This window comes from Prevotella vespertina (assembly GCF_009728485.1).
Taxonomy (GTDB): domain Bacteria; phylum Bacteroidota; class Bacteroidia; order Bacteroidales; family Bacteroidaceae; genus Prevotella; species Prevotella vespertina.
In genome coordinates, this window is sequence record NZ_VVIQ01000014.1 from 47,565 (window position 1) to 74,435 (window position 26,871).

The 26,871-nt window shown below is 43.2% G+C and carries 22 protein-coding genes and 1 pseudogene; 9 read left to right on the forward strand and 14 right to left on the reverse strand.

All coding sequences use genetic code 11. From position 1 onward, the window contains the following. Positions 1–529: 529 nt before the first annotated feature. From F0475_RS10635 to pfkA, 11 genes are all read right to left on the reverse strand, one after another. Positions 530–1,891, reverse strand: coding sequence for a TrpB-like pyridoxal phosphate-dependent enzyme (locus F0475_RS10635; protein ID WP_155716618.1), 1,362 nt, complete (start codon positions 1,889–1,891; stop codon positions 530–532). A 499-nt stretch (positions 1,892–2,390) separates the two neighbouring features. Next, a complete protein-coding gene (locus F0475_RS10640) occupies positions 2,391–3,368 on the reverse strand; it encodes a F0F1 ATP synthase subunit gamma (protein WP_155716619.1) in 978 nt (325 codons plus the stop codon). A gap of 11 nt (positions 3,369–3,379) precedes the next feature. Next, positions 3,380–4,963, reverse strand: a complete 1,584-nt coding sequence (atpA, locus tag F0475_RS10645) for a F0F1 ATP synthase subunit alpha (RefSeq protein ID WP_155716620.1) — start codon at positions 4,961–4,963, stop codon at positions 3,380–3,382. Positions 4,964–4,975: 12 nt separating this feature from the next. After that, complete coding sequence (locus tag F0475_RS10650; protein ID WP_155716621.1) at positions 4,976–5,512, reverse strand: F0F1 ATP synthase subunit delta; 537 nt, start codon at positions 5,510–5,512, stop codon at positions 4,976–4,978. Positions 5,513–5,518: 6 nt separating this feature from the next. Beyond that, positions 5,519–6,031 (reverse strand): F0F1 ATP synthase subunit B, encoded by a 513-nt coding sequence (atpF, locus tag F0475_RS10655; protein WP_009435626.1) that lies wholly within the window; start codon positions 6,029–6,031, stop codon positions 5,519–5,521. A 55-nt stretch (positions 6,032–6,086) separates the two neighbouring features. Continuing rightward, positions 6,087–6,326, reverse strand: coding sequence for an ATP synthase F0 subunit C (gene atpE / locus F0475_RS10660; protein WP_009435615.1), 240 nt, complete (start codon positions 6,324–6,326; stop codon positions 6,087–6,089). 115 nt (positions 6,327–6,441) lie between these two features. Next, complete coding sequence (gene atpB / locus F0475_RS10665; protein ID WP_036895622.1) at positions 6,442–7,554, reverse strand: F0F1 ATP synthase subunit A; 1,113 nt, start codon at positions 7,552–7,554, stop codon at positions 6,442–6,444. Between the two features lie 3 nt (positions 7,555–7,557). After that, entirely contained in the window at positions 7,558–7,968 is a 411-nt protein-coding gene (locus F0475_RS10670) for a hypothetical protein (protein ID WP_009435625.1), read from the reverse strand. A 32-nt stretch (positions 7,969–8,000) separates the two neighbouring features. Then, complete coding sequence (atpC, locus tag F0475_RS10675; protein ID WP_004381651.1) at positions 8,001–8,240, reverse strand: ATP synthase F1 subunit epsilon; 240 nt, start codon at positions 8,238–8,240, stop codon at positions 8,001–8,003. Between the two features lie 40 nt (positions 8,241–8,280). Further along, the gene (atpD, locus tag F0475_RS10680) at positions 8,281–9,804 is read right to left on the reverse strand and encodes a F0F1 ATP synthase subunit beta (RefSeq protein WP_009435631.1); all 1,524 of its coding nucleotides are present in this window, start codon (positions 9,802–9,804) and stop codon (positions 8,281–8,283) included. Between the two features lie 87 nt (positions 9,805–9,891). Next, on the reverse strand, positions 9,892–10,869 hold the full coding sequence (pfkA, locus tag F0475_RS10685) for a 6-phosphofructokinase (RefSeq protein ID WP_155716622.1): 978 nt from the start codon (positions 10,867–10,869) through the stop codon (positions 9,892–9,894). Positions 10,870–11,278: 409 nt separating this feature from the next. On the opposite strand from pfkA, the gene F0475_RS10690 reads away from it, so the two are divergent. Genes F0475_RS10690 through F0475_RS10700 form a run of 3 tightly spaced genes read left to right on the forward strand, consistent with a single transcriptional unit; the run spans position 11,279 to position 16,202 of the window. Beyond that, on the forward strand, positions 11,279–14,821 hold the full coding sequence (locus F0475_RS10690) for a sensor histidine kinase (RefSeq protein ID WP_155716623.1): 3,543 nt from the start codon (positions 11,279–11,281) through the stop codon (positions 14,819–14,821). A 45-nt stretch (positions 14,822–14,866) separates the two neighbouring features. Further along, complete coding sequence (locus F0475_RS10695) at positions 14,867–15,592, forward strand: DUF5932 domain-containing protein (RefSeq protein WP_009435573.1); 726 nt, start codon at positions 14,867–14,869, stop codon at positions 15,590–15,592. Further along, positions 15,582–16,202 (forward strand): AbgT family transporter, encoded by a 621-nt coding sequence (locus F0475_RS10700; protein ID WP_009435574.1) that lies wholly within the window; start codon positions 15,582–15,584, stop codon positions 16,200–16,202. Before F0475_RS10695 ends, F0475_RS10700 begins: the two co-directional genes overlap by 11 nt. Here the strand turns inward: F0475_RS10700 and F0475_RS10705 are convergent. Both F0475_RS10705 and F0475_RS10710 read right to left on the reverse strand, forming a co-directional pair. Beyond that, positions 16,196–16,489 carry a helix-turn-helix transcriptional regulator gene (locus F0475_RS10705; RefSeq protein WP_036895624.1) on the reverse strand — a complete coding sequence of 98 codons (294 nt, stop codon included), beginning with the start codon at positions 16,487–16,489 and terminating at the stop codon, positions 16,196–16,198. The two genes, F0475_RS10700 and F0475_RS10705, sit on opposite strands and share 7 nt — an antisense overlap. A gap of 14 nt (positions 16,490–16,503) precedes the next feature. Further along, a pseudogene (locus F0475_RS10710) lies at positions 16,504–17,050 on the reverse strand (hypothetical protein). Positions 17,051–17,904: 854 nt separating this feature from the next. Here F0475_RS10710 and ileS point away from each other — a divergent pair. From ileS to F0475_RS10740, 6 genes are all read left to right on the forward strand, one after another. After that, positions 17,905–21,570: an isoleucine--tRNA ligase gene (ileS, locus tag F0475_RS10715; protein WP_155716624.1), complete on the forward strand. Its 3,666-nt coding sequence runs from the start codon at positions 17,905–17,907 to the stop codon at positions 21,568–21,570. A 146-nt stretch (positions 21,571–21,716) separates the two neighbouring features. Further along, positions 21,717–22,100: a TraR/DksA family transcriptional regulator gene (locus F0475_RS10720; protein ID WP_009435621.1), complete on the forward strand. Its 384-nt coding sequence runs from the start codon at positions 21,717–21,719 to the stop codon at positions 22,098–22,100. After that, positions 22,100–22,738, forward strand: coding sequence for a lipoprotein signal peptidase (locus F0475_RS10725; RefSeq protein ID WP_155716625.1), 639 nt, complete (start codon positions 22,100–22,102; stop codon positions 22,736–22,738). Before F0475_RS10720 ends, F0475_RS10725 begins: the two co-directional genes overlap by 1 nt. A gap of 52 nt (positions 22,739–22,790) precedes the next feature. Further along, positions 22,791–23,738, forward strand: a complete 948-nt coding sequence (locus F0475_RS10730; protein WP_155716626.1) for a DUF4296 domain-containing protein — start codon at positions 22,791–22,793, stop codon at positions 23,736–23,738. A gap of 10 nt (positions 23,739–23,748) precedes the next feature. After that, entirely contained in the window at positions 23,749–23,955 is a 207-nt protein-coding gene (locus F0475_RS10735; protein WP_155716627.1) for a hypothetical protein, read from the forward strand. A 36-nt stretch (positions 23,956–23,991) separates the two neighbouring features. Then, positions 23,992–25,629 (forward strand): dipeptidase, encoded by a 1,638-nt coding sequence (locus tag F0475_RS10740; RefSeq protein ID WP_155716628.1) that lies wholly within the window; start codon positions 23,992–23,994, stop codon positions 25,627–25,629. Positions 25,630–25,887: 258 nt separating this feature from the next. On the opposite strand, the gene F0475_RS10745 is transcribed toward F0475_RS10740, so the two are convergent. Further along, a complete protein-coding gene (locus tag F0475_RS10745; protein ID WP_155716629.1) occupies positions 25,888–26,373 on the reverse strand; it encodes a DUF6169 family protein in 486 nt (161 codons plus the stop codon). Positions 26,374–26,871 lie beyond the last annotated feature (498 nt).

Genomic DNA, 26,871 nt, shown 5'->3' on the forward strand with positions numbered 1-26,871 from the left:
AATAAGTAGAATTACTCTACGATAAAAACAAATCATAAGGTCGGTTGGAACTTCTTCCAACCGACCTTTTTTATGCGTTCATCATATTTGACAAATCAAATAATATCTTCACGAAAGAAACCTGAAATGGGAAAGAAAATAACAATAGTAGGTCTTTTAGAAAACGATACTACCTTTTCATGAAAACGATAGTACTTTTTGAGCAAAACGATAGTACTTTTTCTTTGAAACGATAGTACCTTTTTTAGAAACGATATTCGCCTAATTTTACGGGGCTTGACCATCCCTAAAAAACAGACTATCAACATCAACAATTATATGGGAATATCATTCCAAAAGGAATTAAAAAGAATCGCATTCAAGCAAGGCGATTAAGCTTTATGATAGGACTGGATAAACAAAATCCCTTTAGATTCTTCCAGAAACATTAGGACAAAACTGATAGAATTATACTACTTTATGTAAAGAAAAGAGTCGTATCATTACACATTATTGGGTTGATACGACTCTTTTTGATTAAGTAAAAGTATTATATCTTAGGGACAGTCTCAAGGTTCTTTTTAATTTCTTCGTCTGACAGCGTATAGTTTCTCAGATCACCATTAATATAATTATCGTAAGCAGTCATATCAATAAGCCCATGACCAGAAAGATTGAAGAGAATAACCTGCTGCTTGCCCTCTTCTTTTGCTTTATTTGCTTCACGTATTGCTGCTGCGATTGCATGACAACTCTCAGGTGCAGGAATGATTCCTTCAGTGCGCGAAAAGAGAATACCTGCCTCAAATGTCTCTAATTGTGGGATGTCGACCCCATGCATATAGCCATCTTTTATCAGCTGACTGACGATGACACCAGCACCATGATAGCGCAAACCTCCTGCATGGATATTGGCGGGTTTGAAATCATGACCTAATGTGAACATTGGCAATAAGGGAGTATAGCCAGCTTCATCACCAAAATCATATTCAAACTTACCCCTTGTCAGCTTGGGACAACTATTAGGTTCTGCTGCAATGAACTCCGTTTTCTTACCATCGAAGATGTTATGACGCATAAAGGGGAAAGCAATTCCTCCAAAGTTACTACCTCCACCGAAACAAGCAATTACCTTATCGGGATATTCTCCCGCCATTTCCATTTGTTTCTCAGCCTCAAGCCCAATAATCGTCTGATGTAATGTTACATGATTCATCACAGAACCTAAAGTATATTTACAATTTGGAGTTGTTGTTGCTAGTTCAATAGCCTCAGAGATAGCTGTTCCCAACGAACCAGGATGAGTGGGATCACGTGTTACAATATCTTTTCCAGCACGCGTTGACATGGAGGGCGACCCTTCGACCATAGCTCCAAAGGTACGCATGATGAGCGAACGATAAGGTTTCTGTTGCATTGATATCTTCACTTGATAGACTGCTGCCTCTAATCCAAAGACTTTCGCAGCATAAGACAAGGCTGCACCCCATTGCCCAGCGCCAGTTTCCGTCGTAACATTGGTAACTCCTTCCTTCTTACAATAGTAGCATTGCGGAATAGCGGAGTTTACTTTGTGCGAACCTAAAGGATTTACACTTTCATTCTTAAAATAAATGTGGGCAGGCGTATCCAATGCCTTTTCTAAAGCGTAGGCACGTACAAGCGGAGTGGAACGATAATACTTATACATATCCAGTACCTCTTCTGGAATATCTATCCATGCGTGTTCTGTATCTAACTCCTGTTTAGAACATTCTTTACTGAATATCTTTGCAAGATCATCTACTCGCATAGGCTCATGAGTAGCAGGATTTAGCGGTGCAAGTGGCTTGTTTGGCATATCTGCCTGGATGTTATACCACTGCGTAGGGATATCTTTTTCATCAAGAAGAAATCTTTTTTGGTGTGCCATAACGATATCTTTTTAAGATTTGACAATACTTGTTGTTATCAGACTATAACAATCGCAAAGATACAAAAATGAAATATTAAAAGATAAATATGATGATATTTTTCACAATTACACCCTTAATTTGAAAACAATAGTAACTATTCCTGCATATTATTGCATATATTAAAAGCGATTGATGAGCTGTCTTCATTTTACTATCTGCAGGCTTTATAAAATTGCCCGACCCATTCTATAAAACTATCAAATATTTCTTATAATCAGTTGCGAGAGCTTCTTTGTTAGGTCAAGTAGTTCTCAGCGAGCTGTCCTAAAGACCTTATTAAAACGATGGAACTATTCCTGTAAAATAGTCGTCAGAATCTTTCTATCGTTTAAAGCAATCATCACATTGATTACTATATTCTTCATACTTTTGAAATAGAAAAGGTACAGACTATGAAGAAGTCTGTACCTTTTTTATAAGATAATATCCCATCACAAATACTATGCAATGGCAAAATCAATTATTCACCGTACCTCCAACAATATCCAGTAACTCGGATGTAATAGCTGCCTGACGCGACTTATTATATTGCAAGTTGAGCGAACGAAGTAATTCATCAGCATTATCCGTTGCTGTTTGCATAGCCACCATACGGGCAGCGTGCTCTGACGCATTACTATCCAAAAGGGCTGTATAAACCATGAGATGGAGTAACTTTGGTACCAAAGCCTGCAATACTGTAGGTAAATCAGGCTCCACAATGAAGTCATCATTCAATGGAACAACAACGTCACTATCAGTTTTATGCTGATTGGTTTGCCCTTTTTTCTTCAGATAGTCTTGCGCTGCTTTGGTTGAAACATCCGATGATAGGTCACGCTCATTATCACGATTTAACTCCTCACTGAGATCTATTGGCAAGAAAGGTTTAGACTGTAGAATCTGACTACCAGCACTCTTAAAGTGGTGATAAATCATCTCTACCCTATCAAACTCACCTTTTAGCCACTTCTGACCAAGCTCCTTCGCAATATTACGACACTCTTCCGAATTAGGCTTATCAGCAAGGTGTGGATACGGACAAACACAGGTGTAACCACGCTTCTTTGCCGCTTCTGCAACCTTTCTTCCAACTGGATAGATAACTATATCATCGTTAGATAAACCTTGAGCATGATAATCATCGATTGTATGCTGCATGAGTTTGATGACATTCGCATTAAATCCACCACAGAGCGAACTATCAGAAGAGAACACAAGTAAGGCTACGCGCTTCACAGGTCTCTGTACATCAAAAGGAGTCTCAGTATTCGGTGTAGAGACAAGGAAAGCCTTGAGAATATGCTCGAGCATCGCTTCATAAGGGAGCATATTCTCGATTGCATTCTGTGCATGATGCAACTTACTCGATGCTACCATCTTCATTGCACTCGTAATCTTACGCGTGCTTTGGACACTGGCTATGCGAGTCTTTATTTCCTTTAACGATGCCATTTCTTCTTGTCTTATTTATATTGTCCGGCAATATTGCCCATGACTTCCTCAATTACCTTTATAGAAGAATCTTCCAACTGACCTGCAGCAAGGGAACTGATAACATCGGCATAAGAAGAACGCATACTATCAAGGAATTGCTCCTGACAATGGCGAACCTGATCAACAGGAACATCACGCATCAAACCATGTACACCGCAATAGAGTATCGCAATCTGCTCTCCTACTGGCATTGGGCTGTACTGAGGTTGTATCAATAGCTGGTTATTCTTACGACCACGGTCGAGTGTCATTGCTGTCACTTGATCCATATCAGAAGAGAACTTTGAGAATGCCTCTAGCTCACGATACTGTGCCATATCTATCTTCAGTGTTCCCGCCACCTTCTTCATACTCTTCACCTGCGCAGAACCACCTACACGAGATACGGAGATACCAACGTTAATAGCTGGTCGGAAGCCCTGATTGAAAAGGTTTGTCTCAAGATAAATCTGACCATCGGTAATGGAAATCACGTTCGTTGGAATGTAGGCTGATACGTCACCAGCTTGCGTCTCAATGATTGGCAAGGCTGTTAAAGAACCGCCACCCTTAACATGTCCCTTCATACTCTCTGGTAGATCGTTCATCTTCTCGGCAATTTCTTGCTGATCGTTGATACGCGCTGCACGTTCCAAAAGACGTGAGTGTAGATAGAATACATCACCTGGATAAGCCTCACGACCTGATGGACGACGAAGAATCAAAGATACCTCACGATAAGCAACAGCTTGTTTTGACAAGTCGTCATAAACGACAAGGGCAGAGTAACCACGATCACGGAAATACTCGCCAATAGCGGCTCCTGCAAATGGAGCATAGTATTGCATAGCAGCAGGATCAGCCGCCGTTGCACTCACGATAATCGTATATGGCAATGCACCACGTTCCTTTAGATTCTGCACTAATGTTGCGACTGTAGATGCTTTCTGACCAATGGCAACATAAATACAATATACTGGCTTACCTTGCTCATAGAAACTCTTTTGGTTGAGAATGGTGTCAACAGCAATAGCAGTCTTACCAGTCTGACGGTCACCAATGATGAGCTCACGCTGACCACGACCAATAGGAATCATTGAATCGACAGCCTTCAAACCTGTTTGGAGAGGTTCTTTCACTGGCTGACGATAAATCACACCAGGAGCTTTGCGGTCCAATGGCATCTCGAAAGAGTCGGTCAAGTCTATATCACCTTTACCATCAATAGCTTCTCCCAGAGGATTTACCACACGTCCCAAAAAGTTGTCATTCACACGAATTGAGGCAATACGATGTGTACGCTTTACGCTTTGTCCCTCCTTGATACCCGTTGTAGGACCAAGAAGAATACATCCGACATTGTCTTCCTCCAAGTTCATGACAATAGCCATAGTGCCATTCTCAAATTCAAGCAACTCATTGGCTTCAGCGTTACGAAGACCATACACACGTGCTACACCATCACCAACGGTCAACACGGTGCCGACTTCATCAAACTTCTCCTCTGAGTTAATGCCTTGCAATTCCTTTACAAGAATCTCAGACACCTCACTTGGTTTAATTTTATCTGACATGTTATTAATTTATTACTTTGTTAATTGTGTGAGGATAGCATTCAGTTTGTTCTTCACACTCGCATCCATCCTGTAAGTATCATACTCTAGTATGAATCCTCCAATAAGCGATGGATCAACTTCTGTGTTGAACTCAACAGTTCCCTGACTACGGGCTTCCACCAATGCTTTCATCTTCTTCTCTGTCTCTTCAGAGACGGGCGAAGCAGTGATGACCTTACCCTGGATAATATGTTTATGCTTTCTGTACAGAGAAACATAATCATTTGCCATTAACTGTAATAGGTCTTCTCTATCCTCCTTCAGTACAAGGGAAAGGAAGTTACTAACCAACTCGGGACAGTTGTCACCACAGGCTACTTCCAATAGCTTGCGCTTTTTTTCCTTAGGAAGCATCGGACTTTCGATGGTCACACGTAAATCCTTTACTTGCAAGTAAGCCTGAGCAAGGGTCTGCATAATTGCATATATCTTGTCTTCAAGCCCTTGTTCACAAGCAGCCTTGAATAACGCACGAGCATAACGAACCGATATTACACCTGTATCCATAAGCGTTTATTTACTTTCTGTTCCGTTAGAAGAAGCAACTTCATCCAATAAGCTATCGATGAGTTGAGCCTGTTCTGCAGATGTTGTCAACTGCTTGCGAAGAATCTTCTCAGCAATTTGTACAGACAACTCAGCTACCTGTGTACGAATATCACGTATAGCCGCCTGCTTCTGACTCTCAATCTCAGCCTTGGCTTCTGATAGGATTCGAGCACTCTCTTCGTGCGCCTTCTCCTGAGCCTGTTCGACTATGGTATCACGCGTTTGAGACGCTTCACGAAGTATCTGCGCCTGTTTCTCGCGTGCTTCCATAAGCAGCTCCTCACCTTGTTTCTGAATATTAGCAAGCCTCAAGTTAGCTTCCTCTGCTTTTGCTAGACTCTCATCTATATAGTTCTTGCGCTCATTCACCATCTTTATAATGGAAGGGAAGCCCCATCTCCATAGGATGAAGAAGACCACCAGAAAGACAATTGTCATCCAAAAGAGCAAACCACTATCTGGCAATAATAATGACATAAGCTGCTAAATTACTTTTCTTATTACTCTTATTAACTAACTCCTCATGCGTTGTTTAGAATACGCAGAGAAGGGCGATGATACCAGCAAAGAAGGCAACACCCTCTACCAATGCGGCTGCAATAATCATTAATGAACGAAGGTCACCGATCTTCTCTGGCTGACGAGCCATAGCATCCATAGCCTGACCACCGATACGACCAATACCAAGACCTGCACCTACAGCTGCGATACCTGCACCGATTGCGGCGCCTAACTTTGCAGTCTCTGCTGCTAATAACAATGATGTCAACATAGTTTTTTACTTTTAATATTAATTATTTCTTATTATTTATTCCGTTACTCATGATAGATTAGGGAGGTCTTACTACTATTCCAAAGGATTAACTCCCTACTCTATCCTTATTTCCCTAGGCTTTCACCTTCTCTTCTGCAGGCTCATGAACACGTGCCAAAGAGATAAATACAGCACTCAACATCGTGAATACCAATGCTTGAATGAAGCTAACAAGGATCTCCAAAAGCATCATAAAGATACTCATTCCCACACTCACAATGGTCATGGAAGAACTAAGTACAATACCCATAGTCGCCATGATGAAGATAATACAGGTCAAAGCCAATGCAATAGCATGTCCTGCCATCATATTAGCAAAGAGACGCACCATCAATGCAAAGGGTTTTGTAAAGATACCAAAAATCTCAATCACTGGCATCAAAGGTACTGGCACCTTCAACCATGCGGGTACATCTGGCCAAAAGATATCCTTCCAATAATGCTTCGTACCCGAGAAGTTGGTTACTAAGAAGGTACAGATAGCCAAAAAGAAGGTAATTGTAATATTACCCGTGAGGTTTCCTCCACCCGGTGGAAATGGTACAATACCCATGACATTAGCCACAAAGATGAAGAAGAAACAGGTCAATAAGTAAGGTGCATATTTATCTGCTTCCTTACCCAATGTCGGTTTTATCACCTCATCATAGACATACATCACGAACATGTGCATCAATCCAGTGAATCCCTTTGGAGCCTTATCTGTAACCTTGTGACGGCGACACCAGCGTGCTGGTATCAATATACAAAGTAACAGAAGAATAGCATCTATAAAGAGTACACACACCGACTTCGTAATTGATATATCAAATGGGCGCACTTCTGTTCCATCTGGTTTCAATTCAACAATACGTCGTTCATAATCCCCCTTTGTCGCTATAAACAAGTTAGGGTTATTCTTACAAGGACGATAACCAGCGTGTGGACCATGCTCTAAAGGCTCTTCTTCAAAGTCTTCTGCCCAACCTGTATACCAACCATCTGATGTCTTCACGATAACTGGAAGATTGATGATGACAGGTTTATCTCCTATATTCGTAATATGCCACTCATAGGAGTCTTTGATGTGTCCCCACAATATACCTTGCAAGTCCACACCGCCTCCCTTACTCTCAGATGCAGCTGCACCAGGTAAGAGAAAGAACAGCATTACAGCCATGCAAAGCAAATGCTTGAGATATTTCATTCGTCAATTATTAGTTTTATTGTTCTTTTCTACTTTAGAAAAATAGATGGTATCAAATGCTAATAGCACCAGATAGAAAATCATAAAGATGACCGCAAAGCTCAGAATCATTACACGTTCCTTTACAATGATGGCATAAACCAAAATCGTAAGGAAGGCTAGTAACATACGCAAAGCCGAACCTGCAAGGTAAAACTTACCCAATACTGCTGGTGAACTAGTCGCTATTGCTTTCCAAGCTCCTCCATAAATTGAGGCTGTGATAAGGGAGAATAATGCACTTATTATTAGCATATTAAGATAGTAGGAATGTGCTGTCACCTGCGCAACAAGTAAACCCACAAGATATAACGCAAAGATAATCCACACGTTAATCTTGTAATATCTCTTATACACCTTATTATACTCCACCATTCTAAAAGCCCGTCTCTAAGGAACAATCCTCTTTATATCTCCACACAAAGACTCACCTCATTCTTCTTCACCTCGACGAAACCGCCAACGATTTGAAGCTCGTTCTTCGTGCCCTTCGTACTATATACAACCTTGCCTTCTACCAATGTTGAGATAATAGGAGCATGATCGTTGAGAATCTCAAACTGCCCCACTGTACCCGGAACGAGCACACTATCGACTTCACCAGTATAAACAATTCTTTCGGGAGATACTATTTTAAGTGTCAGCATAGACAATCCTATTATTATTCTATTTCGGTATGGAAGCCCATTACTTCGTAGCTGCAAGGAGTTGCTTAGCCTTCTCCTTCACATCTTCTATCGTACCAACGTTCAAGAAAGCCTGCTCTGGAAGATCATCAACTTCACCATTCAAGATGGCATTGAAGCCCTTGATGGTTTCCTCAATAGGAACCATTACACCCTTGATACCCGTAAACTGCTCTGCAACAGTAAATGGTTGAGAGAGGAAACGCTGTACACGACGAGCACGATTAACGACTAACTTATCATCATCTGACAACTCATCCATACCAAGAATAGCAATGATATCCTGCAACTCATTGTACTTCTGTAGTAATTGCTTTACTCTCTGAGCACACTCATAATGCTCTTTTCCCACGATTAATGGGTCAAGAATACGAGAGGTACTGCCTAGTGGGTCTACAGCAGGGTATATACCCAACTCCGTAATCTTACGACTTAACTCTGTCGTAGCATCCAAGTGGGTAAAAGTTGTAGCTGGAGCAGGGTCCGTCAAGTCGTCTGCTGGCACATAAACAGCCTGTACAGAAGTAATAGAACCATGCTTTGTTGATGTAATACGCTCCTGCATTGCACCCATCTCACTCGCCAATGTAGGTTGATAACCCACTGCTGATGGCATACGACCGAGCAACGCTGAAACCTCAGAACCAGCCTGTGTGAAACGGAAGATATTATCAATAAAGAACATGATATCGGCTGCTTCACCGTTTTTACCACCATGATCGCGGAACTCCTCAGCAACTGTTAAACCAGAGAGAGCCACTGATGCACGTGCCCCAGGAGGCTCATTCATCTGACCATAGACAAGTGTTGCTTGTGACTTCTGCAACTCTTCGGGGTCAACTAACGATAGATCCCATTTGCCTTCCTCCATTGCTTTGCGGAACTTATCGCCATATCGGATAACACCTGACTCCAACATATCACGAATCAAGTCGTTTCCTTCACGCGTACGTTCACCTACACCAGCAAAAACAGAGTATCCGTTATGCCCCTTAGCGATGTTATTAATCAGCTCCATGATAAGCACCGTCTTACCTACACCAGCACCACCAAAGAGTCCAATCTTACCACCTTTCATATAAGGCTCAAGTAGATCGATGACCTTAATACCTGTTTGAAGCATCTCTTTGTGCGTAGATAGGTCTTCAAACTTTGGTGCCTCACGATGGATAGGGTATGCACCTTCCATCTTCAAAGGTTCCATACCATCGATAGGCTGACCTATCACGTTCATCATTCTACCCTTAATCTGTTCTCCAGCAGGCATTACTATCGGACTACCAGTTGGTACAACCTCTAGTCCGCGTTGCAGTCCATCGGTATTATCCATGGCTACGCAACGTACAGTATCCTCTCCTATATGCTGCTGAACCTCGATAATCAAGTCCTGTCCAGTAGCTCTTTTAACACGGAGGGCATCGTAAATCTTAGGTAAAACCTGCTCTGGATTCTCTCCCTTAGTATCAAAGAATACATCGATAACAGGGCCGATGATCTGGGAGATACGCCCATTAATCTGTGACATAAAATATGTTTGTTTTTTATTATTATTTCTTCTCTCTATATATAATAAGGTGTAACACTCCTGCAGATGACCATTCGGAGCAATGGACTAAATACTTAGTTCGTCCAACACCTTAATGAGTTTACGATCGAAAGGCTTATCCGAACGGATGGCTTCAGACAATGGAACATAGACAACCTCATTGTTTCTCACACCAACCATGATGTTTCGCTGACCTTGCATAATAGCCTCAACGGCACCAACACCCGTACAGCTTGCTAAGATACGGTCACGTGCTGAAGGGCGACCACCGCGTTGCAAGTGTCCAAGGATGGACACTCTCACATCGTAATCAGGGAACTCTTTATGCACACGATCGGCATAATACATGGCACCACACTTCGGGCTCTCTGACACAATGACGATACAACTTCTCTTAGACTTGCGTATTCCACGCTCCATAAAGCGTGCTAACTGGTCAACATCAGTTGAGTCTTCAGGGATGATAGCAGCCTCTGCACCACTTGCAATAGCCGAGTTCTGTGCTAAGAAGCCTGCATCACGACCCATCACTTCGACGAAGAAGATTCGTTCATGGCTCTGCGCAGTATCACGAATGCGGTCTACACACTCCATGATTGTATTCATTGTCGTATCGTAACCAATGGTACTATCTGTTCCATAAAGGTCGTTGTCAATCGTTCCAGGCAATCCAATGCAACAGAAGTCATGCTCTTGTGCGAACTTCATAGCGCCTGTCAACGAACCATTACCACCTATTACAACAAGAGCATCAATGCCTTCAGCCACGAGATTGTCGTAAGCTGTCTGCCGACCTTCCACTGTTGCGAAGCCTTTTGAGCGTGCTGTCTTGAGTATCGTACCACCTTGTCCGATGATACCACTCACATTCTCTGTTGTAAAAGGTCTTATATCGTTTGTTATCAAACCATCATATCCACGATAGACAGCCTTGATATTGAATCCATTATATATACCAGCTCTTGTCACCGCACGTATTGCAGCGTTCATTCCTGGCGCATCGCCTCCTGAAGTCAGAATACCTATTGTCTTTATTCTAGCCATCTCTTTGTGCTATAAACCATTTATTAAATCACGCACAAAGATAAGAAATAAATAAGAGAAACGCAACACTGATCACAAAAAGTTGTGGTTAAGTCTAAAAAAATTATTGCTTATGTCGATTATCAGACAGCCTTAACAGCTATCAACAAGAGGCTCTCTTGCTATGGAAGAGAGCCTTTCTTGCCATTGAAGGGAGGCTCTCTTCGATAGGAAGAAACGCCCCCTTACTATATCAGACGTTATCCCTTACTTGGCAACTCATCCACTCGTCAACTCGAAATAATCATAATTTTAAACGCTGGATGATGATTTTTGAATTAAATAAGAGCATTTGTAAGCTGTTTAAGAAAAGTTTCGTAAATTTGTCTCACAAATCATTTCGATTGATGGCGAATACTTTTTACAACAGATGAAGACGAACAGAACAAAAGAGATCATCATGTCCTTGGCAGCTATCTGCCTACTTCTGTTCTTCTCGGCATGCAATGCTCCACATAGACAACAGGTGGATGACTATAATGACAAGGCTTATGCTGCACATTACAGGAATCTTGACTCGGTTAAAATCTATGCGAAGCAAGCCCTCGCCTTGTCGAATGGTTACAACACTGGTAAGGCCGAAGCACTGAATAATCTTGCGTTTATCTACCTCATGCAAATGCACTTTGATAAGGCATACGCTACTCTCAATGAGGTGATGGGCAGCACGGATGACCAGGTGGAACTGCTTGTTGCCGACATACAAATGATGCGTCTTTGCCAAAGGGAGTCGAACAATAAGGAGTATTATGACTATAACGAGGAAGCCAACAAACGCTTTTTACGTATCAATGAGGATAAGCGTCTCTTAACCGATAGACAGCGACGTCGGATGGTATATGCCCGTTCGGAATATGCCATAGTAAGCTCTACTTATTATTATTATGTCGGTTTGGAGCAACCCTCCGTACGTGCTCTTTCTGCCATCAACCCCGATGGTGAGATTCAAACGGATATGCCTCAACTGCTCGCATACTTATATAATGTGGGCGCAGGAGGTATCTTTACAAAGGGTAAACAAGAGGAGATTAATCAAAAGGAGTTCGATTATCTCATTCGCTGTTACATGCTGGCTATCCATCATAACTACCCTTATTGGGAAGCAAACTCATTGCAGGCTCTAAGCGAACATTTGGTGAACGACAAGAGTAGAGAGGCGCTTATTCGTGATAATCTGCCCTCTTTTAAATACCTGAAAGTGGGTAACTTGCCCGATAGTCTTATCGCTGGTAACCTCGCCGAACGCTCTTTAAGTATCTTCCAAAAGTATGGTGACGTCTATCAAACAGCTGGTTCTTATCGTACACTAGCGTCTTGTTACTGGCAGATAAAGGACTATCGCTCTGCACTTATCTGCTTGCAGAATGCTTTGAAACAGAACCCTGCAATCAATCAAGCCCCCGACTTGGTGGCTTCTATTCGTGAACAACTAAGCGTGGTGTACTCTGCTATAGACAATAAACAGGCGAGTGACTATAACAGAAACATATATCTTGACTTGCAAGAACAGACCCGTCAGGACCGATACTACGAAGCACGTGCTGATCAACTGGACTCTACTTCACAGCAGTTGAACATCATGATTATTGCAATCGGACTTATCATCATTGTCATCCTGTCATTGTTAATCATCTTCCACTACCTCCGTAGGCGCGCTGATAACCAATCGGAGCTCAACAAACTGCTCTTGCCTTTGGAAGAATGGAAGCACCATAACATCGCTTATATGGCTCAGCTCGATGACGAATACACTGAGGTTTCGGAGCAACTCACCATTAGTAACATTCATCTTATCGACAATAAGCGTCGCTATATAGAGCAACGTGCGAAGGTATCATTGGTTAACAGCATCATGCCACTCATCAATCGAATGCTACATGAGATTAACAAGCTAAAGAGGGGAGGCGAGTCTGATGCGGTGAGAAGCGAACGCTACACCTATATTAGGGAACTCACGGACATGATCAACAACCTTAATTCGACGCTGACAGAGTGGATTCAACTCCGACAAGGGCGACTATCGCTACACATTGAGAGCTTTCCTGTACAGCAGGTGTTCGACATTGTGAAGAAAGGACGTATGGCTTTCCAATTAAAGGGGGTACAGCTAAAGGTGGAGGATACTGCCGCCATTGTCAAAGCCGATCGTATCTTAACGCTCTTCATGGTGAATACTCTTGCCGACAATGCCCGTAAGTTCACGCCTGCTGGGGGCAAGGTATGTATCAAAGCAGTAGAAGAAGCCGACTATGTGGAGCTTTCTGTGGAGGATACAGGATGTGGCATCAATGAGGAAACACAGCAACATCTATTCGACCGAAAGCCTATCCACGATCAAAAAGACAGCACTTCGCATGGTTTCGGACTAATGAATTGCAATGGAATCATCAATAAATACCGCAAGATAAGTCAGATATTTACAGTCTGCCAGATAGGTGTTAAGAGCGAAGAAAACAAGGGTTCACGCTTCTTCTTCCGCCTACCTAAGGGCGTGAGTCGCGTTCTTTTGTTCCTACTCATCGCCTTTTCATCATTATGCACGGCACAGGCTCGCCCTCAAAGGAACAATGATAAGGCTACAGCCATAGCCCGAAAAGACTACATGACACTAGCTGGTATCTATGCAGACTCGGCTTACTTCAGTAATATCAATGGTCAGTACGAGCAGACTCTACGCTTTGCTGACACGTGCCGATACTATATTAACCAGCAATATCATAAGTTGTATCCGCATGGAAAGCTCTTCATGCAACGCATAGGAAGCCTTTCAAATGTGGCAGCAGAGATTAAGTGGTTTCATGCTGACGTCCCCATCGACTACAGGGTGATACTTGATATACGTAACGAGAGTGCTGTTGCAGCCCTAGCTCTGCATGAATGGGACCTATACAAGTACAATAATAACGTTTACACACACCTCTTCAAGGAGCGATCGGCCGATAGTTCGCTGGGCGAGTATTGCCGAATGATGATGAAGTCAGAGACCAATAAGAACGTAGCTATCGCTCTCTTGGTGCTCTTACTATTGTCTATTCTCCCCGTATATTACGTGATGTATTATCGTCATAGGCTTACTTTCCAATTCAGCATAGAGCAAATTAAGCACATCAATGCCGTTCTCTTAAGTGATGTAAGCGTGGAGAAGAAGCTCAAAGAGGTTAATCGTGTGAATAGCGACCGCCTCCCGGAACGTCTACGGAACATTGTTCAGCAAATCAGGGAAGCCCTGGTAGCATCACAGGAAGCGAGCCAAAAGAGTAAAGCCGACATCGAGGCACTGGAAGATGAGGTGCATTGTGTGGAATACGAGAACGAGCGTTTACATATTAGTAATAGTATTCTCGACAACTGCCTGTCTACTCTCAAGCACGAGACAATGTATTATCCCTCACGCATCCGACAGCTAGTTGAAACCGACACCGATAGTCAGTTGGAGGCTATTGATGAGTTAGCTGTGTATTACAAAGAGCTTTACAGTCTGTTAAGTCAGCAAGCCATGCACCAGGTGAGGGCTATCAAACTCATGGCAAAGAGCGTTGACATCGCCACACTCGTGCCTGAAAACAAGTTCAAACAGCCCTTGGCTCCTATCCCACCAGTGGCTGGCGACCCTGTAATGATTGCTTATCTATTCGATATACTCTACTCCGAAAATCAGAACCAGCCCCTCCGCATCACCGCAGAAGAGCATCAGAAGCAGTATGTCATACTGCATGTTCTACTCTCATCCATGCACCTCTCGGCAGAAGAATGCCGTGAGCTATTCTCGCCACAAGCACAGGGAATGATGTTCTTCAGCTGTCGGCAGATAGTAAGAGACAATGGTGAAGCAACCAACAGGCGTGGCTGTGGTATCATAGCAAAGCCTACGGAGGAAGGAACAGAGATACAGATTACATTAGCGAAAGCCTAAGAAATAAAATAAGAAACACCTAATTAAAAGATAAAAGGACATAAGATGGAGAATTTCAAAGTAATAATTGTGGAGGATGTACCACTCGAATTGAAAGGTACGGAAGGTATCTTCCGCAATGAAATACCCGAGGCTGAAATCATTGGAACGGCTGAAAACGAGGTAGCATACTGGAAGTTACTAAAGCAACAACTACCCGATCTAGTGCTACTAGACCTTGGTTTGGGTGGATCAACTACTGTTGGCGTAGAGATCTGTAGGCAGACTAAGGAGGTATATCCCAACGTTAAGGTGCTAATCTTTACTGGTGAGATACTCAATGAGAAGCTTTGGGTGGACGTGTTAGACGCTGGCACCGATGGTATCTGTCTAAAGAGTGGGGAGTTACTTACCCGTGGTGACGTATCGAGTGTGATGTCTGGTAAACGCTTAGTATTCAATCAGCCCATCCTAGAAAAGATTGTTTCGCGCTTCAAACAGAGCGTGAATAGCATGCTAATGCACCAAGAAGCGATGGTAGGATACGAGATTGACGAGTATGACGAACGCTTCCTTCGACACCTTGCACTCGGTTACACGAAGGAGCAAATAACCAATCTTCGAGGTATGCCATTCGGTGTGAAGAGTCTTGAGAAACGCCAAAACGAACTCGTACAGAAGCTCTTTCCTGAAGGAAATAAGGGTATGAGCGTCAATGCCACACGCCTTGTTGTGCGCGCATTAGAGCTTCGCATCATCGATATTGATAATCTCCGTGCTGATGAGGAATAAGTTAGGTTATGTTGTCATAGTGCTTTTCTTGGCACAGATAGCAGTCATCCTACTATCATGGTTAATAACTGCTGCCAATCCAGACTGGGCTCTTCACTCTCTCTTGAGTAGTGAGGGTATACGCTGGTTCTTCGGTTCGTTCGTTAATAACCAACTAACTCCTTGGCTCATTTACTTCATTGTGATGAGTATTGCTGGGGGTGCTTTCTTGCGCACAAAGTTCCTGAAAGCCTTACGACAAAGGTTCTCCAGAACGCCACAACAGCGTTCCTCCTTAGCTTATCGAGAGCGAATGGGACTGCGCATAGCCCTTGCTGAGTTCATAGTCTTTATAGTGGTAATGGTCTTACTGACGCTTGTCCCACACGCAATCTTACTGAGTGTGACAGGTCAACTCTACCCCAGTAGCTTCTCCGTGAGCCTCATCCCCGCTCTATCCTTCATCCTTCTTATCATGTCCATATCCTATGGTATAACGAGCGGAACCATCAACAGCGTTACTAGTATGCACGATATGCTCGTCTATGGACTCCTCCGTTCAGCCCGTTATGTCCCTATCTACATCTTTGCCATTCAGCTATATATGTCCATCCGATACGTGTTTCAATAGGTGAGGAGGCGCAGAGATAGTGCCGATTCAATCTTTGAAAGAGTCTCAATAGATAAGTTCTCCTTCCCACGCAATATCTTTGAGACATATTGCTGAGTGCACCCCATGCGCTCAGCAAGGGCTTTTTGCGTCAGACTCAATTCATCCATTTTCTCTAACATCAGCATAGCTATATACTGAGAATGTCGTAGCCATGCCCTGTTCTCTACCCTATATTCAGCCTCTTCCCGCCACCTTGAAGGGGTGGAAGATTGGTATTTCTCTAATCTATTTGTAATCCTGCTCATATCTACCTCCTATATTACAACGTGTTGACATAATCGTCAAATGAATCATTATCAATAATCTTTTCTTCGAGAAGAAAGCGTCTTACCCGTTCTAACTTATGCAGTTCCAGCTTCGTATGAGTCCTTTCCTCCATTGTGAAAGTTAGTTTTATTGCCCCACCCGCTATAACATATACCCCTTCGGAAAGCCTTATCGCATAAATACGTAACCATGAAGAATGGCGCTCCTTGCGTTTCGGTTTAGCCTTCTCTTTGCCTAATAGCATTTCTGAAGTGCGATAATTCTCCAATGGATGGAATATTCCTTCCAAGTTGGTATCATCCTTTAGCTCCAACATAAGGCATTGCAACTGCTCGTTATCATCGATGGTGTCTGTTATTGCTTGTCGAATATCAGTAACCTTAAAGTAGGCTATAAGGTCATTCCAATTAGCCTTAAAGAACTGATGAAGATACTCTACATCACTCCATTGAGCAAACAACTTGAATAGTTCATTATCGGTTTCCTCCTCATAACGAACTGCCCAACTTACCATTATCTATAATCTTATCGAATGTCATACTCAGTAGTTTGTGCTACAAAGGTAGGTATTATCCTTCAGAAATACAACTTTTGAGTTGTATTTTTATTGCTTATCTCACATGTAAAGAAAGCCTCACCCCCAATCATCTAAAGCCTCTCCCCCTATCATCTACAGCCTCTCCCCCGTCCCCTCTCCGAATGGAGAGGGGAGTGAAAACCATTGTTTACAAATAAGGGAAAGCCTCACCCCCGTCCCCTCTCCGAATGGAGAGGGGAGTGAAGACTATTATTTGCAAACAAAGGGGGCGTTTCGTTGGTGTAAGGAAAGGCTCTCTTCGATAGGAAGAAAGGCTCTTCTCAAATGGAGAAGAGCCTTTCCTTGTTTTCGTTCTTTCGTTATTAGGATTCGTGTTCCTATGTTACTATGTCTTTAAAGTATGTCCTTAAACCAATATGTCTTTATGTCATTTTGTCTAAAAAACCATTTCCTTCTGTCTGAAACACCTGGTACTAAGCACATTGATACTATGTTACTATGTCTAAAGAATATGTCTTTAAAACAATATGTCGTTGTGTCATTATGTCTTAAACATCTGGTACTAAGCACATTGATACTATGTTACTATGTCTTTAAAAGTATGTCATTAAAATAATATGTCACTATGGCATTATGTCTAAAAAACCTGTTGCTCTGTCTTAATAATATGTCATTAAAATAATATGTCGTTGTGGCATTATGTCTAACTCATCATACTCTCGAACCCTGGACATTGTATTTTGAATCCCATCTAGACCTCTCCACCACAGCAACCTGTCAGTAAAATTTGGTAGTATCAGTTGTTATTTGTATCTTTGCACGTATTTAGAATATAAGCAAAATAACATCGATAATATGGCAAAGAGATTCGCCGAACACAAGGGACTTGACCTTGTTCAGACAAACCAAGACATGTTGAAGGAGTGGGAGAAGCATGACATTTTCCACAAGAGTATTGACGAACGAGAGGGAGAACCGCAGTTTATCTTCTTTGAAGGGCCTCCTTCGGCTAACGGACATCCGGGTATTCACCATGTTCTAGCACGTTCCATCAAGGATACCTTCAACCGATATAAGACGATGCGAGGCTATCAGGTGCACCGTAAAGCAGGCTGGGATACGCATGGACTACCCGTTGAATTGGGTGTTGAAAAGGAGCTTGGTATCACCAAAAAGGATATCGATAACCATAACTCGGAACGCTATATTTCAACTGAAGACTATAATCATAAGTGTCGTGAGAACGTAATGAAGTTCACTGCAGAGTGGCAACAAGTTACGGAAGAGATGGGCTACTTTGTCGACATGGAACACCCTTACATCACTTATGACAACAAATATATTGAAACCTTATGGTGGCTCTTGAAGCAACTTTATAATAAAGGGTTACTCTATAAGGGTTATACTATCCAACCTTATTCTCCAGGTGCTGGTACGGGCTTATCAAGCCATGAGTTGAATCAACCAGGCTGTTATCGTGATGTCAAGGACACCACGGTTACGGCGCAATTCGCTATCCCTGAAGAGGATTGGAAGGCATTGGCAGAGAAGGTAAAATTGCCTCAGTCGACTTGGGGTAAACCTTGTTTTGTTGCATGGACAACCACTCCTTGGACCTTGCCATCTAATGTTGCGCTGTGCGTCGGACCGAAGATTGAATATGTTATCATCGAGACTTACAACCCTTACGATGCGCAGAAAGTAACCTTGGTAATGGCTGCCAGCCGTGTAGCTGCCTATCTGAAACCAGAAGGCGAGGTAACTGATGGAGGCGAATTACCTGCTTTCGAGCGTGGCGACAAGTATGTTCCTTATCGTGTCATAGGGCGTGTGATGGGTACAGAATTGGAGGGTTTGCATTACAAACAGCTCATGCCTTGGGTGAAACCAGTGGAGAAGACAGGCGAATTTGCACCTCAATTCGTGAACGACTATGCGACGGCTCACCCAGAGAAGGTATTTATGGGCGAGGAAGGACGCGACGAGTTCGTTGAGATGGAGAGCGAGGCTTTCCGCATTATCCTCGGTGATTACGTTACGACGGAGGATGGTACTGGTATCGTGCATATCGCTCCTACCTTCGGTGCTGACGATGCTAAGGTGGCAAAGGATGCGAATATTCCTGCGCTATATCTCATCTCGAAGAAGGGGGAAACACGCCCTATGGTCGACCTCCAAGGTAAGTATTACACCCTTGATGAGCTTGATCAGAACTTCGTAAAAGCGTGTATCAACAAGGAAGCATACACCCATCATGCAGGCAATTACGTAAAGAATTCATACGACCCACGCTTTAATCCAAATGGAGTATGGGACAAGAAAGCCTCTGAAAAGGCTGAAGATCTGAACATCATCATCTGTATGGAGATGAAGCAGGAAGGCTCTGCTTTCAATATCCAAAAGCATGTTCACAACTATCCACACTGCTGGCGTACAGACAAGCCAATCCTTTATTACCCACTAGATAGCTGGTTTATTAAGGATACGGCACGCAAGGCTCGCATGGTGGAACTCAATAAGACGATACACTGGCAACCGGCATCTACGGGTACAGGAAGGTTCGGTAACTGGCTTGAGAACTTGAATGACTGGAACCTAAGTAGGTCTCGTTTCTGGGGTACACCATTACCTATCTGGCGTGATGACAACCGTGGCGAGAAGTGCATTGGGTCGGTAGAAGAACTCTACAATGAGATAGAGAAGGCAGTTGCAGCAGGTGTCATGGAGAAGAATCCACTGAAGGAAGCAGGCTTCGTAGTGGGTGATTATAGCAAAGAAAACTATGATAAGATAGATCTCCATCGCCCTTATGTGGATGACATCGTACTTGTTAACGACGAGGGTAAGCCTATGCACCGTGAGAGCGACTTGATTGATGTATGGTTTGATAGCGGTTCTATGCCATATGCGCAGTTGCATTATCCATTCGAAGGAGAGATTAATTCCGATGGTCTCAAGGCTACGGGTATGAGCGAGGAGGCTTATCGTGATGCCTTGGTACACTCTACCTACGAGGGAATAGCTGTACCTCCTGCATTCTTCCCAGCCGACTTCATCAATGAAGGAGTTGACCAAACGCGTGGTTGGTTCTTCACTCTTCATGCCATAGCAACCATGGTCTTCGACTCAGTTGCATTTAAGAATGTAATCTCAACAGGGCTTGTCTTGGATGCAAAGGGTAATAAGATGAGTAAGCATGTAGGCAATGTTACCGACCCATTTGAGATGCTTCATAAGTACGGGGCAGACCCTGTTCGCTTCTACATGATGACCAATAGCGAGCCTTGGGATAACCTGAAATTCGATCCAGAGGGCGTTGATGAATGTAGACGCAAGTTCTTCGGCACCTTATATAATACGTATAGCTTCTTCGCTCTATACGCTAACGTCGATGGTTACGAGCCAACAAACTGCAAGGCAATTAAGGCTGACGCACCAGAGATTGACCGCTGGATTATTTCTAAGCTGAACTCTTTGATTAAAGGTGTTACAGCCGAGTTAGAAGACTTCGACCCAACGCGTGCAGGTCGACTCATCGACTCCTTCGTTAATAACGACCTCAGTAACTGGTACGTCCGACTGAATCGTAAACGCTTCTGGGGCAAAGAGATGAGTGCAGACAAGCAGAGTGCGTATGACACCTTATATACTTGCTTGATGACAGTAGCACGTCTCTTGGCTCCGTTCGCACCATTCTATGCAGATCAACTGTATAGAGATTTAGGTGGAGCCTGCGAGAGTATTCACTTGGATCGTTGGCCTGTTGCAAACGAGGCAGTCATTGATACTGACTTAGAAGCACGTATGGACATGGCTCAACGCATTACTTCTATGGTCTTGGCATTGCGTCGTAAGGTCAATATAAAGGTTCGCCAACCATTAGCACAGATAATGGTTCCAGCCATAGACAGCACTCAGAAGAAGCATATAGAGGCTGTTGCCGACCTTATTAAGCATGAGGTGAATGTGAAGGAACTCTCTTTTGTTGAGGGACAAGGCATCTTGGTAAAGAAAGTAAAGTGCAACTTCCGTGTCATGGGCAAGAAGTTTGGTAAGCTGATGAAGCTTGTTGCAGCACGTATGGATACACTGTCTCAAGATGAGATAGCTGCTTTGGAGACTACTGGTGAGTTCAACTTCGAGTTGGAAGGACAGCCTATTAAGGTAGAAGCAGCCGATGTTGACATCATATCAGAGGACATCCCGGGCTGGTTAGTGAGCAATGAAGGCAACCTAACTGTGGCACTTGAGGTGGAACTAACCGATGAGTTGCGCCGCGAGGGAATGGCTCGTGAGTTGATTAACCGCATTCAGAACCTCCGTAAAGAGACTGGTCTCGAGATTACCGACCGCATATCTGTTATCATCGAACCTAATGAGGAAGCTGCGAAAGCAGTAGAGTCTTTTGGTGAGTTGATAAAGACACAGGTATTAGCGAACGCCATCTCACTGGCTGAAAACGCTGGTACTGAGGTTGAATTCGACGACTTTAAACTTCATATAGACATCCAAAAAGACTAAAGAACATAGTGGGGCGTATCCTTGTGAACGCTCGAAAGCCTGACAGGATGGGTGTATCAACCATGCACCCATCCTCCATCAGGACTCCAAAACCCACTTTGCTATATCTCAGATAATGTTTAATAACCTAATTCACTTTATTCCTTATGGAGACTAAAAAGCGTTATACCGATGAGGAACTCGAGGAGTTTCGCACGATAGTAAACAACAAATTAGCCATAGCTAAGTCTGATTACGAAGAGACCATGAAGATTCTTACCAACAAGAACACCAATGATGTCAATGACACATCACCCACCTATAAGGCATTAGAGGAGGGTAGTTCGAGTCAAACAAAGGAGGAACTCGTACAGATGGCACAGCGTCAACAGAAGTTCATAAAGGGTCTTCAAGCTGCACTCATGCGTATTGACAATAAGACCTATGGCATAGATCGTATCACAGGAGAGCTTATTCCGAAGGAACGTCTGCGTGTCGTCCCTCATGCAACACTAAGTGTAGCATCAAAGGAAGCTAATAAACAACATTAATGAATAGTAATAAGAAAAAGGGCTTGACGGCTGCTTCTTTGATCGTGTTATTGCTTATCATCGATCAAGCCATTAAGTTAGCTGTCAAGCTAAACATGACCTTGGGGGAGTCAATTCATATATTTGATTGGTTCCAGATAGAGTTTGTTGAGAACAATGGTATGGCATGGGGAATGGAGCTCGGAAGCAAGTTGTTCCTCAGTCTCTTCCGTATCTTCGCAGTCGTCGGATTGATATGGTACGTTCGAGGTCGTATCAAGAAGGGTGCGAGAATGGCGTATATTGTCGTGTTATCGATGATATGTGCAGGTGCAGCTGGTAATATCTTCGACTCGTTGATATATGGTCAGATATTCACTGCCTCTACACCTTATTATATAGAGGGAGCCATTCCTTCAACTCTTACCACATGGGGAGAAGGGTACGCACCAATGCTTATGGGCAAGGTAGTTGATATGTTTTATTTCCCCCTCTTTACCGGTACCTTCCCTGATTGGATGCCCTTATGTGGTGGACAATCATTCGTATTCTTCTCCCCTGTCTTCAACTTTGCTGATGCCTGCATAAGCGTGGGTGTCATCACCATTCTATTGTTTTTTAGAAAGGACTTCAACGGTTGGATACCAGAGAAGAGATAGGAGTTAGGAATGTTGAATGAGGAGTTTTGAGAGGATCAAAAGCCTAATGAGAATGAGAGATAGATATATAACTCACTTGCTTACAGCCCTTTGTGGCTTACTACTCACAACCTTTTTTGTGGGTTGTAAACCATCTATTCCATCCGAATACATACAGCCGTCGAAAATGGAAGATATACTATATGACTATCACCTAGCGATGGCAATGGCAAATAATAGTAATACTTCTGCAACACAGCAAAAGGCTTATAAGCTGGCAGTCATGAAGAAGTACGATGTGACGGAGGCGCAGTTTGACAACTCCCTAAAGTACTATATACGTCACACCGAGGAACTTCATGACATGTATGTAGACATCTCCAAGCGTCTTGAAGACCAAGCTCGTGCAGAGGGCGCATCGGAGTCTGAGCTATCACAATACGGCACTATCACCTCCAAAGGTGACACTACTGATATATGGAAAGGCGCTCGCTCGCTCATTCTCTCCCCTTACGCACCTGTTAACAAAGAAACTTTTGAGATCAAAGCAGATACCGCCTTTCATAAAGGCGACCGCTTAATGCTCAATTTCGATTCGCAGTTTATCATACAAGATGGTATGCGCGACGCTGTAGTTGTTATGGCGGTCACTTTCACCAACGATAGTATTACAACGCAATACACGCACATCTCCTCTGATTCTCATCAAACGCTTATGGTGGATGGAGGCGACTCTTTACGGATAAAAAACATCCGTGGCTACTTTATGATGCTAAAGGGTCAAGAGCCAACTACCACCTTTAAGATGTTAATTCTTAATAACATTCAACTCGTCCGAATGCACGTTCGCAAGCAAGAGAACGTCAATCCTGGTGATTCAACGAATACTTCTGACCCGATAAGAACAATCGGTGGAACACCAGTAAACCCCAGTTCGGCACCAGCACAGGGTGACCGTCCCCCTCGCACACCCACTGATGCTATGCGTGAAAGGGGCTTACCCATAAAGAGGACACGATAAACTTGAACAGATGCGACGCATAGCAGCGAACTTCATCCACACTCCCAACGAGACAATCGAGCAAGGAATCGTTGTCATCGAGGCTGGAGCTGTCACGGAGATATACCCCTTCACACACGAAGAGGCTATGACTGAATGGATGAGCGGGACGATTGATGTACGCAAAGACAGCGATGGGACGCTCCGTGCCTATCGACAGAACACCCCCATAGAATAACCTTTGAACAGATTAAAAACATAAAAACTACAGCTTATGAAGAAGTCATTTGCAACGCTCGCAATGCTTTTTATGATGTCATACACCTATGCGTGTACGAACTTCATAGCCACTAAGGGCGCAACAAAGGATGGTTCCGTCCTCGTTACTTACAATGCTGATGATTACGGCTTGTTTACTAACTTATGCCATTATCCGGCTGGTTCTCATGCTAAAGATGCGCGTCGTGAGATCATTGATTACGACACACACGAGAGCCACGGGTACATTCCTGAGGCGCAAGTAACCTACAATGTCATCGGAAACATCAATGAGTACCAGGTCAGCATAGGTGAGACTACCTACGGCGGACGCGAAGAGATGGTGGATAAAAACGGCATTATCGATTACGGCTCACTGATGTATCTAGGCTTACAACGCAGTAAGACGGCAAGAGAAGCTATCAAGGTGATGACGACACTGGCTGAGACTTACGGCTATAACTCCGAGGGTGAGACCTTCACAATAGCTGATCCTAATGAAGTGTGGTTGCTTGAGATGCAAGGATGTGGCGGTGATAAGAAGCAGAAAGTGGTATGGGTTGCAGTGCGCATACCTGATGGCATGATTTCAGCTCACGCCAACCAGAGTCGCATTGGGCAATTTTCTACTTATCCAACAGAGGTCATCACGTCTAAAAACTGCATTAGTTTCGCACGCTCAAAAGGCTGGTTTACTGGAAAGGATAAGGATTTTAACTGGAAAATGGTGTATGCAAAGCCCAACTTCGGAGGCCGTCGTTGGTGTGATGCACGCGTTTGGAGCTACTTTAATCACTTCAAAGATATGTCGCACTGGTTGCCTTGGGCACTCGGAAAAGACGCCAACGCTGAAGATATGCCACTATGGATTGCACCCGACAAGAAGCTCGATGTAGCAATGATGGAGGCTTGTATGCGTGATCACTATGAGGGTACTCCACTCGCACTAGACAATGATATCGCTCAAGGGAATTGGGATTGTCCTTATCGCCCTACCCCACTTCAATACGAAGTTGACGGTAAGAAGTATTTCAACGAGCGTCCAACTTCTACCCAGCAAACAGGTTTCTCCTACGTAGCACAGCTCCGTTCATGGTTGCCAAGAGAGCTTGGTGGAATCCTATGGTTCGGTAACGACGATGGCAATATGATAGCTTATGTGCCTATCTATTGTAGTAATACGGAGCGAGCAGAGTGTTTCAATACACCTGGTGCAGACGCTGTTACCTTCTCAGATAAGAATGCTTTTTGGGTTTGTAACTGGGTAAGTAACATGGTTTACCCACGTTATTCGCAGCTCTTCCCATCGTTGAAAGCAGTGCGCGATTCGCTTGAGAACGCTTATTTCGCAGCCCAACCAGAGGTGGAAGCAAAGGCTCTTAGCCTGTACAAGACGGATAAGTCCGCCGCAGTGAAGTATCTTAACGACTACTCCATACAGAAGAGTAACGAGATGCTTGCACGCTGGAAGCAGCTCGCCATCTACCTGATTGTGAAGTACAACGATATGGCTGTGAAGCCAGAAAAGGATGGTAAGTTCCTCAAAACACCAACTGGTCTTGGTGAGCGTGTGGCTCGTCCAGGTTATAGTGACTATATGAAGCATGAGATCGTCAAGCAGACTGGCGATAAATATGCTGTACCAACAAAGTAAGAAGAAGCCTCACCCCCCAGCCCCTCTCCGAATGGAGAGGGGAGTGAAAACCATTGTTTGCAAATAAAGGGGGCGTTTCTTTGATGCAAGGAAAGGCTCTCTTGAATAGGACGAAACGCCCTTCTCCATTTGAGAAGGGCGTTTCCTTGTTCAAACTATTGCAATTATTGCTAACAAGGTACGACCTTGTTAAATTCCGACTTAGCGTCACGCAAAGGGAGGAATATCAAATAGGAACTTATCAGGAGAGGATTTCCTTTAATTGTAAAAATTAATCTTCAATAAGTCATTAAAGGCTTTGGTTAATTCGTCCTTACCTGGATGGTCACGATGAAATAACGCCATTGCATAATCTGTGTCATGCTCTATTTGAAAGCAATCTGATAACATACAATAGTCCTTTCTACCAAACTCTTCATACCATTGACTAAATAGTCTACGTCGAACAAGTTGCCTTCCATCACTACTATCAAAGACTGCAACAAGGGCATTCTCATTGTTTTTAAAGAATAAGGAAAGAATGGTTAGAATAGTATTACGTACTTTGTGATCTTTACGATGGTATCTCTTATCCTCTGGGTATCGCTCAATTCCAAACGAGTAAATAGGATAAGAGAGCCCCATAACATCGGTATAATAGATAAAAGTGACTATATAATGACAATCCTCAGTATCAAATTCGTAGGCTCCAGATAGTCCATTATATACTATCTCAAAATGGTCTAACGAGTTTGATTCTATCATGTTTAAAACCATTTAAAGTGCCATGCTCACGAATATACGCTTGAATTTCTCGCTTGTCAGCAACCATCTGTTGGATGATAGCTGTCGCTTTTTTCTTATCTGTAATACGCATAAGCCTCTAATATTAAGTTAGTTCCTAAGTAAGTTAAACACCACTGCAAATATAGTTCTTTTTATTCATTTAGCAAATTAAACACCATCTTTTTATTATTCAAAGACTATGTTTTAGATGCCTTTCAACGAAACATACCACAACATTAGCCACTAATCTTGATTTAAAAGGAGCGTTTCCTTCTTTTTACTCTTTCGTTATTACGATTCGTGTTCCTATGTTCCTCTGTCTAAGAAATATGTCATTCAAAAATATGTCACTATGCTTTCTATGTCAAAAACCTCCAATATTTCTTATTTTAACTATTTATTTAACAATTACACTTTGTGTTGCCAAACAGATATTGTCAGGTTGATACATACAACCAGTTCTGACCATTGCAGTTA

Bases quoted from the DNA above. Each gene is read 5' to 3' on its own strand.
- F0475_RS10635 (WP_155716618.1), bottom strand. From the start codon at position 1,891: ATGGCACACCAAAAAAGATTTCTTCTTGATGAAAAAGATATCCCTACG.
- F0475_RS10640 (WP_155716619.1), bottom strand. From the start codon at position 3,368: ATGGCATCGTTAAAGGAAATAAAGACTCGCATAGCCAGTGTCCAAAGC.
- atpA (WP_155716620.1), bottom strand. From the start codon at position 4,963: ATGTCAGATAAAATTAAACCAAGTGAGGTGTCTGAGATTCTTGTAAAG.
- F0475_RS10650 (WP_155716621.1), bottom strand. From the start codon at position 5,512: ATGGATACAGGTGTAATATCGGTTCGTTATGCTCGTGCGTTATTCAAG.
- atpF (WP_009435626.1), bottom strand. From the start codon at position 6,031: ATGTCATTATTATTGCCAGATAGTGGTTTGCTCTTTTGGATGACAATT.
- atpE (WP_009435615.1), bottom strand. From the start codon at position 6,326: ATGTTGACATCATTGTTATTAGCAGCAGAGACTGCAAAGTTAGGCGCC.
- atpB (WP_036895622.1), bottom strand. From the start codon at position 7,554: ATGAAATATCTCAAGCATTTGCTTTGCATGGCTGTAATGCTGTTCTTT.
- F0475_RS10670 (WP_009435625.1), bottom strand. From the start codon at position 7,968: ATGGTGGAGTATAATAAGGTGTATAAGAGATATTACAAGATTAACGTG.
- atpC (WP_004381651.1), bottom strand. From the start codon at position 8,240: ATGCTGACACTTAAAATAGTATCTCCCGAAAGAATTGTTTATACTGGT.
- atpD (WP_009435631.1), bottom strand. From the start codon at position 9,804: ATGTCACAGATTAATGGGCGTATCTCCCAGATCATCGGCCCTGTTATC.
- pfkA (WP_155716622.1), bottom strand. From the start codon at position 10,869: ATGGCTAGAATAAAGACAATAGGTATTCTGACTTCAGGAGGCGATGCG.
- F0475_RS10690 (WP_155716623.1), top strand. From the start codon at position 11,279: ATGAAGACGAACAGAACAAAAGAGATCATCATGTCCTTGGCAGCTATC.
- F0475_RS10695 (WP_009435573.1), top strand. From the start codon at position 14,867: ATGGAGAATTTCAAAGTAATAATTGTGGAGGATGTACCACTCGAATTG.
- F0475_RS10700 (WP_009435574.1), top strand. From the start codon at position 15,582: ATGAGGAATAAGTTAGGTTATGTTGTCATAGTGCTTTTCTTGGCACAG.
- F0475_RS10705 (WP_036895624.1), bottom strand. From the start codon at position 16,489: ATGAGCAGGATTACAAATAGATTAGAGAAATACCAATCTTCCACCCCT.
- ileS (WP_155716624.1), top strand. From the start codon at position 17,905: ATGGCAAAGAGATTCGCCGAACACAAGGGACTTGACCTTGTTCAGACA.
- F0475_RS10720 (WP_009435621.1), top strand. From the start codon at position 21,717: ATGGAGACTAAAAAGCGTTATACCGATGAGGAACTCGAGGAGTTTCGC.
- F0475_RS10725 (WP_155716625.1), top strand. From the start codon at position 22,100: ATGAATAGTAATAAGAAAAAGGGCTTGACGGCTGCTTCTTTGATCGTG.
- F0475_RS10730 (WP_155716626.1), top strand. From the start codon at position 22,791: ATGAGAGATAGATATATAACTCACTTGCTTACAGCCCTTTGTGGCTTA.
- F0475_RS10735 (WP_155716627.1), top strand. From the start codon at position 23,749: ATGCGACGCATAGCAGCGAACTTCATCCACACTCCCAACGAGACAATC.
- F0475_RS10740 (WP_155716628.1), top strand. From the start codon at position 23,992: ATGAAGAAGTCATTTGCAACGCTCGCAATGCTTTTTATGATGTCATAC.
- F0475_RS10745 (WP_155716629.1), bottom strand. From the start codon at position 26,373: ATGATAGAATCAAACTCGTTAGACCATTTTGAGATAGTATATAATGGA.